Source organism: Streptomyces sp. NBC_01233 (genome assembly GCF_035989305.1).
GTDB lineage: Bacteria > Actinomycetota > Actinomycetes > Streptomycetales > Streptomycetaceae > Streptomyces.
This window is the reverse complement of the sequence record NZ_CP108515.1, coordinates 63,337-70,544: the sequence shown is the minus strand read 5'-3', so window position 1 is coordinate 70,544 and position 7,208 is coordinate 63,337. Positions and strand designations below refer to the sequence as shown.

Genomic DNA, 7,208 nt, shown 5'->3' with positions numbered 1-7,208 from the left:
GTACCACATCGCTGCGCGATGTGCAAGCGGGGGCGGTCGCTGCGCTCCCGCTGGCCCTTCGCGATGCGAAGGGCCGTTCCCTCGCGCTGCGCTTCGGGAACGAGTGGGGCCGGCCGCTGCGCGCCCGGTAGGCCGCGCGATGCGCGGCCGGGTCGATCAGGGTCTGACAGTGCAACTAGTGGCGGCTCTTGTTGTGGAGTTGAAGAGGGAGTGAGGGAGGACTGCGTCCTCCTGGGCGGGTCCGCTGCGCTCCCCCGCCCAACGGTTCTTCCGGCTGCGCCTCCAGAACCGTTGGGGCCCACTGCGTGGGCCTGGCTGGCTACGAGGGGTGGGGGTCGCTCGTTCGTGTTGGGTACTAGTGTAGCGGGTGCATCGGGTTGATGCACCATGTACCGTTGGCGGAAACACGAGACACCCCCCAACCGCCTGGAACCCTCCCTCATTTTCGAGAGGAACGGCCGCAGATGACCACGCACCACGAATCTACCGGACTAGATCCAGCGCTGATCAGCGATTCTGTGCGCCGGGTGAGTCAGTATCAGACGGCGGGCACCAACGCCCGGTTGAAGCTGTTCGCGCTCTTGGCCGCTCAGGGCGTACCCGCAGCTGAGGCGGACGACCTGGAGGCCGGAGCCGTCGCCGGGGCGCAGAGCGAGGTCGTGGAGCTGGACGGGATGGCGCCGGCCTCTCAGGGCGGACTGTTCGCGGACGGCTGGGACGAGGGCGTGGCAACGGTGAGCGAGGCCCTGGTGGGCATCGCGGACCGGGACTGGGCGCGGCGGTCTGGCCGGTCAGCCGGAGCTGCTGAGCTGGCCGTACATCTCGCGGACGCACGTCGGCGGGAACGGGCCAACGTGGTGCGGCTGGAAGCGTTCGTGCGAGAGAGGGTGCTGCCGCGCACACAGCCGAACACCACGGCGCGGCGCCGGGCGCTGGGAGCGCTGGGTGACGTCGGCGGTCTGTGCACGGCCCAGACGGTGGAGATGTCCAGCGGTGACGTCATCTTCTGCACCCTCGAGGCCGGGCACTACGACCCGCAGGACCTGCCGAGGTTCAAGTGCGGGAAGTCGGACGGGACGCCCGGCGGCTGGCATCTCGCGGGCTCGTCGATCTGGAGTGACGCCGGTGCGGCCAATACCTCGCACGCGGCCGTCTAAAAGACCACTGGAATTAGGCATCGGGGAGGCAAGGAAATGTCAGCGATTCAGCTCAAGGAACACCAGGTCGACCAGAAGTCGGCGTTCCGGAAGTGGGTGGGATTCCCTGCAAGGTCATCTGTGCCCCCGCGGGGGGCCCGGGGAACGATCGTGTCCGCGACCGGGTCCGGCAAGACGATCACGGCAGCCGCGAGCGCGCTGGAGTGCTTCCGGGGCGGCCGGATCCTGGTCACCGTCCCCACCTTGGACCTGCTCGCTCAGACCGCCCAGGCGTGGCGGCTGGTGGGCCACCGGGCCCCGATGATCGCCGTCTGCTCCCTGGAGAACGACCCGGTCCTCAACGAACTGGGGGTGCGCACCACCACGAACCCGATCCAGCTCGCCCTGTGGGCCGCGTCCGGGCCCGTCGTCGTGTTCGCCACGTACGCCTCCCTGGTGGACCGCGAGGACATCGACGTACCGGAGGGCCAGCGGAAGGTTCGCGGGCCGCTGGAGGCCGCCCTGGCAGGCGGGGAGCGGCTGTACGGGCAGCGGATGGCGGGCTTCGACCTCGCCATCGTCGATGAGGCGCATGGCACGGCCGGTGATCTCGGGCGGCCGTGGGCCGCGATCCACGACAACGCGCGGATCCCGGCGGACTTCCGGCTCTACCTGACCGCGACACCACGCATCTTGGCCGCGGCCCGGCCGCAGAAGGGCGCCGGCGGCCAGGAGGCGGAGATCGCGAGCATGGCCGACGACCCGGACGGCACCTACGGCGCGTGGCTGGCCGAGCTCGGGCTGTCCGAGGCGATCGAGCGGGGCATCCTCGCGGGGTTCGAGATCGACGTCCTGGAGATCCGCGACCCCTCCCCCGTCCTCGAGGAGTCGGAGGAAGCGCGGCGGGGCCGGCGCCTGGCGCTGTTGCAGACCGCGCTCCTGGAGCACGCCGCGGCGTACAACCTGCGTACGGTCATGACGTTCCACCAGAAGGTGGAGGAGGCGGCCGCGTTCGCCGAGAAGTTGCCCCAGACGGCGGCCGAGCTGTACGCCACCGACGCCTGCGACGCCGATCTGGCGGCTGCGGAGAAGCTGCCGAAGTCGTCGATCGAGGCGGAGTTCTACGAGCTGGAGAGCGGCCGCCACGTCCCGCCGGACCGGGTGTGGTCGGCGTGGCTGTGCGGGGACCACCTCGTGACCGAGCGGCGCGAGGTCCTGCGGCAGTTCGCCAACGGCATCGACGCGAACAACCGGCGCGTGCACCGGGCGTTCCTCGCCTCCGTGCGCGTCCTCGGCGAGGGCGTCGACATCACCGGCGAGCGCGGGGTGGAGGCGATCTGCTTCGCCGACACCCGCGGCTCCCAGGTCGAGATCGTGCAGAACATCGGCCGCGCGCTCCGGCTCAACCGCGACGGCAGCACCAAGGTCGCCCGCATCATGGTTCCCGTGTTCCTGGAGCCGGGCGAGGACCCGACCGACATGGTCGCCTCCGCGAGCTTCAAGCCTCTTGTAGCGGTCCTCCAGGGCCTCCGCAGTCATGATGACCGTCTGGTCGAGCAGCTCGCCTCCCGCGCCCTCACCAGCGGCCAGCGCAAGGTCCACCTACGCCGCGACGAGGACGGGCGGATCGTCGGAGCCGGCAGCGAAAGCGAGGACCAGGAGCAGGACGGCACCGACGCCGCCGCGGAGTCGGCCCTGCTCCACTTCTCCAGCCCGCGCGACGCCGCCACGATCGCCGCGTTCCTGCGCACCCGGGTCTACCGGCCGGACAGCCTGGTGTGGCTGGAGGGCTACCAGGCCCTCCTCCGGTGGCGCTCGGAGAACGGGATCACCGGCTTGTACGCCGTCCCGTACGACACCGAGACCGAGGTCGGCGTCACCAAGACGTTCCCGCTCGGCCGGTGGGTCCACCAGCAGCGGAAGGCCCTGCGCGCCGACGAGCTGGAGGAGCGGCGCAAGGTCCTGCTGGACGCGCCGGAGGCCGGGATGGTGTGGGAGCCCGGCGAAGAGGCGTGGGAGGCCAAGCTCGCCGCCTTGCGGTCCTACCGCCGGGCCACAGGGCACCTTGCGCCCCGGCAGGACGCGACGTGGGGCGAGGACGACGAGATGGTGCCCGTTGGACAGCACATGGCCAACCTCCGCCGCAAGGGCGCCAAGAACGGCCTCGGGAAGGACGAGGACACCGCGACGACCCGGGCGGCGCAGCTCTCCGAGATCGACGAGGACTGGGACTGCCCGTGGCCGCTGGACTGGCAACGGCACCACCGCGTCCTGGCGGACCTGGTCGACGCCGACGGCGTCCTGCCCCACATCGCGCCGGGCGTCGTCTTCGACGGCGACGACGTCGGCAAGTGGCTCCGGCAGCAGAAGCAACCTGTCACCTGGGCGCAGCTCCTGCCCGAACAGCAGGCCCGGTTGACCGCGCTGGGCATCACGGCTCCTGAGGTCCCGTCTCCCGCGCCCGCGGCGGCGCGTACGGCGAAGGGTCCGAGCAAAGCACAGCAGGCGTTCCAGCGGGGCCTGGCGGCCCTCGCGCAGTGGGTGGAGCGGGAAGGCACGGACCGGCCGGTGCCCCGCGCGCACGGCGAGGAGATCGCGGTCAAGGGCGAGGCGGAACCAGTGATCGTGAAGCTCGGCGTGTGGGTCTCCAACACCAAGACCCGGCGCGACAAGCTCACCCAGGAACAGCTGGACGCCCTGCGGGAGCTGGGCGTGGAGTGGGCGTGACCGCTCCCTGAGCCGGACCGGTATCCAAGGCCCCGGGCATCATGCCCGGGCCTTCACCCAAGGCCCGCAGAGACGAACACGGCCTGGACGATCGCCCCCGGCAACGTCTGCCACGCCACTTCCTTCACCTTCTCCAGGGCCTGACGCACCTTCCCCGGTTCCGGGCTGCTCTCGGCCAGCTCTCCCTCGAGTACAGCGACGCTCTCCGTAACCCGAGCACGAGCGGTCTCAGTGATATCGGCGGTGCTCGCGGCGGCAAGCAGATCACGGGCGAACTTCGCCAGCTGGTTTGGGTCGTAGCCGAAGGTGTTGTTCTGGGTGTTGTTGTCACCGAACTGATTGCCGTTGCCGAAGACGTTGAACTGGTTTCGGGCACCAGCTTGCTGGTCGTTCACGAACTTCCTCACGTTGACAGGGACGGTGGAGCCACTGAAGCTTCCCCTTGATCGTGGACACCTGGAGACTGGGATCTGAGGTTCCAGAGGAAGTAGTGCCAGGTGGGAAGCAAGTACACGAAGCGGTACTCGGACGAGTACAAGCGGGACGCGATCGAGCTCGTGCGGTCGTCGGGCCGGACGGTGACCGAGGTCGCCCGGGAACTCGGGATCAGCTCGGAGTCCCTGCGGGGCTGGGTGAAGAAGGCCCGGGCCGCCCAGGACAACGGATCGGGACCCGGCGCCGTGCGGGCCGCCGACGACCGGGACGAGGAACTGAAGCGGCTGCGGAAGCTGACCGTAGAGCAGGCGAAGACGATCGAGATCCTGAAAAAGCGACCTCCTTCTTCGCGAAGGAGAGCGACCGGTGAGCACGATATGCCGGTTCATCCACGCGGAGAAGGCGAACTACACGATCGTGCTGCTGTGCACGGTGATGAAGACCGCCCGGTCCACGTACTACGCGTGGGTGGCCGGAGCCGAGGCCCGCGAAGCCAGGCGACGGGCGGATGAGACCCTGGCACACGAGATCACGGTGATCTACATCGCCTCCCGGCGGAACTACGGCGTCCCGCGCGTCACCGCCGAACTGCGCCGGCAGGGCCGGGTGGTCAACCGTAAGCGGGTGGCACGGGTCATGCGGGAGAACGGCATCGCCGGGAACAGCCGGCGCACCGGACGCCGCGGCCTGACCAAGGCCGACACCAAGGCCGCCCCGTCGCCGGACCTGATCGGCCGGGACTTCACCGCCATCCGTCCCGGAACGAAAATCGTCGGGGACATCACCTACATCCCCACCGCCGAGGGCTGGCTCTACCTCGCCTCGTGGCTGGACCTGGCCACGCGCGAGGTGATCGGGTACTCGATGGCCGACCACCACCGCGCCGACCTCGTCGTCGACGCGCTGGACATGGCAGCCGCGCTGGGCCGCCTGGAACCCGGCTGTGTGATCCACAGTGACCGCGGATCGGAATACACCTCCGGTCAACTCCGCACAAAAATCAGCAAGTTGGGGCACCGGCAAAGTATGGGCCGGACCGGGAGCTGCTTCGATAACGCCGCCGCGGAGAGCTTCTGGGCCGTCCTGAAAGAAGAGATCGGCACCCGCTTCTGGCCCGACCGGGCCACCGCCCGCGCCGACATCTTCGACTTCATCGAGACCTTCTACAACAGACGCCGCCTACGCAAGCACATCCACTGGGGCTACCTCACACCCCACGAAACCCGCCTGCGATACCGGCAAGACCAGGCCCTCGCAGCGTAACAACACCGTGTCCAAGATCACGGGGAAACTTCAACGCGGCCCTTCCCCGTCGGCCGGTAGGCGGCCAAGACGTCGATGTCGAAGTCGTAGTGCCCGGCGAACGCCACGGCCTCCGGATGCAACGGGACCGCCTCGCCCGGGGCGACGTGACGGCGCACGACAGTCTTGGTCCGGTCGTAGACGATCACCCCGGGCGCCCCGCCGAAGTGCGCGAACGCCCGCCGGTGGCACTCGAAGAACGATGCCAGATTCTGGCTGGTGGTGAAGCAGCAGAACGGATCTCGGGAGTAGGACAAGGTCATGTGGAAGGAGTAGACCTTCGGGATGCCGACATGGGCCAGGATGTTGCCCTCGTCGCCCCAGTCGACCTGGGCCTGGGCGCCGGGCACCACCTCGAAGCGGCGGTGCAACTTCGCCAGCTCGCGCGGGGTATATCCCAACTCCTCGGCGATGCGGGGTCGGGCCTGCTGCACGTACATCTTGACGCGCTGGTAGTGGTGCGGGAAGGCATACTGCTCGACCAGACGCTCATGGATGACCGCGGCCTTCAGCAGCACCTCAGCCCGTAGCCACGCATCAATCACATGCGCCCACGGCTTGATCACCTGGTTGCCGAGATCCGAGCGCGGCGCCGGAGCCGGCGGAACCGGAGGACCGTCGCTCTCCAGATACTTCTTGACCGTACGCCAGTTCAGACCGGTCTCCCGAGCGATCTCCGAGATGCTCGCGCCCGCCTCATGCAGAGCCCGGAAACGCCGCAGCTCCAGCCACCGCCCCGGTTCCAGCAACATCCGACAGGCCCTCCTCGACGCTTCACAAGATCAGCGTCAGGCTCCTCTCATCGAGCCGGGCCCCACCCCGACACGCCGAGTCACCTCTGTAGATCAACCCGTACGCACCTCTGCATCAGAGCCCGTACGCCGACAGCTGGCATGCGAAGGGCGGCCCCGCCCTCCCGCCACGTGGCTGAACCCGGCCAAGTCGGAGAGGCGGCCGGGGTCCTCTCGCTCTGGTCGCCCTGCAGGCCCCTGGCCTCGTCCTGTCGTCGGCGGCTGCGCGCCCCGACCTCGCGCTGCGATCCAGGGCGCGTCTTGAACTGCCGGAGACCGTCGGCAGCCCGCATTCACGGGCGGGCTGCTGCTGAGTCTCACGGTGGCCGAATCATGGTTCTGGATCGCTGCCGTCGGCTTCGCGCTCATGGCCGCCGTCTACACCGTGACGGGTGTTCGCCGGCTCCGCACACGCCGCAGCCCCGCTTCCTGATCCGTACGAGCAGGCCGTAAAGCCGCCGCCGCGGCGGCGCGTGCCGCGGCTGCCTTCTCGATCAGAGGTTGAGCTCGGCCGTCAGACGCTCGACGGCACCGGGCCACGCCGAGGCCCTTGCGCGTGAGCGCGCGGGTGATCCTGGGGGCCCCATACGTGCCGCCCGACCGGTGTGGACCTTCTCGATCAGGAGCTGCTCGTCGCGGAGTCGGCGGGCCGACTCCGGCCTGCTCTTGCGGGCGAAGTACGTCGACGGCGACAGTTCGAGAACCCGGCATACGGGGTCGACCCGGAGAACTTCTCCACAACAGGTGGTCGATCACCTGCTCGGCCTCGTCCGGGGACGGTCGATCTCCGGGGCGAAAACACCGAGGCGGCTTTGAG

4 protein-coding genes and 2 pseudogenes are annotated in these 7,208 nt (G+C 69.1%); 4 read left to right on the top strand and 2 right to left on the bottom strand.

Annotated elements, in window-relative coordinates:
• Window positions 1-527 precede the first annotated feature (527 nt).
• Window positions 528-1,157, top strand: a complete 630-nt coding sequence (locus OG332_RS47335; RefSeq protein ID WP_327411455.1) for a hypothetical protein — start codon at window positions 528-530, stop codon at window positions 1,155-1,157.
• A 36-nt stretch (window positions 1,158-1,193) separates the two neighbouring features.
• Window positions 1,194-3,863, top strand: coding sequence for a DEAD/DEAH box helicase (locus OG332_RS47330; protein ID WP_327411456.1), 2,670 nt, complete (start codon window positions 1,194-1,196; stop codon window positions 3,861-3,863).
• A 53-nt stretch (window positions 3,864-3,916) separates the two neighbouring features.
• Here the strand turns inward: OG332_RS47330 and OG332_RS47325 are convergent, their stop codons facing one another.
• Entirely contained in the window at window positions 3,917-4,258 is a 342-nt protein-coding gene (locus OG332_RS47325; protein WP_327411457.1) for a hypothetical protein, read from the bottom strand.
• A 102-nt stretch (window positions 4,259-4,360) separates the two neighbouring features.
• On the opposite strand from OG332_RS47325, the pseudogene OG332_RS48120 reads away from it, so the two are divergent.
• Together OG332_RS48120 and OG332_RS47320 are read left to right on the top strand one after the other, a co-directional pair.
• Window positions 4,361-4,582, top strand: a pseudogene (locus OG332_RS48120) (transposase); the annotation flags it as partial.
• An 82-nt stretch (window positions 4,583-4,664) separates the two neighbouring features.
• On the top strand, window positions 4,665-5,561 hold the full coding sequence (locus OG332_RS47320) for an IS3 family transposase (RefSeq protein WP_327411458.1): 897 nt from the start codon (window positions 4,665-4,667) through the stop codon (window positions 5,559-5,561).
• A gap of 29 nt (window positions 5,562-5,590) precedes the next feature.
• On the opposite strand, the pseudogene istA reads toward OG332_RS47320, so the two are convergent.
• Window positions 5,591-6,352, bottom strand: a pseudogene (gene istA, locus OG332_RS47315) (IS21 family transposase); the annotation flags it as partial.
• Between the last annotated feature and the right edge of the window lie 856 nt (window positions 6,353-7,208).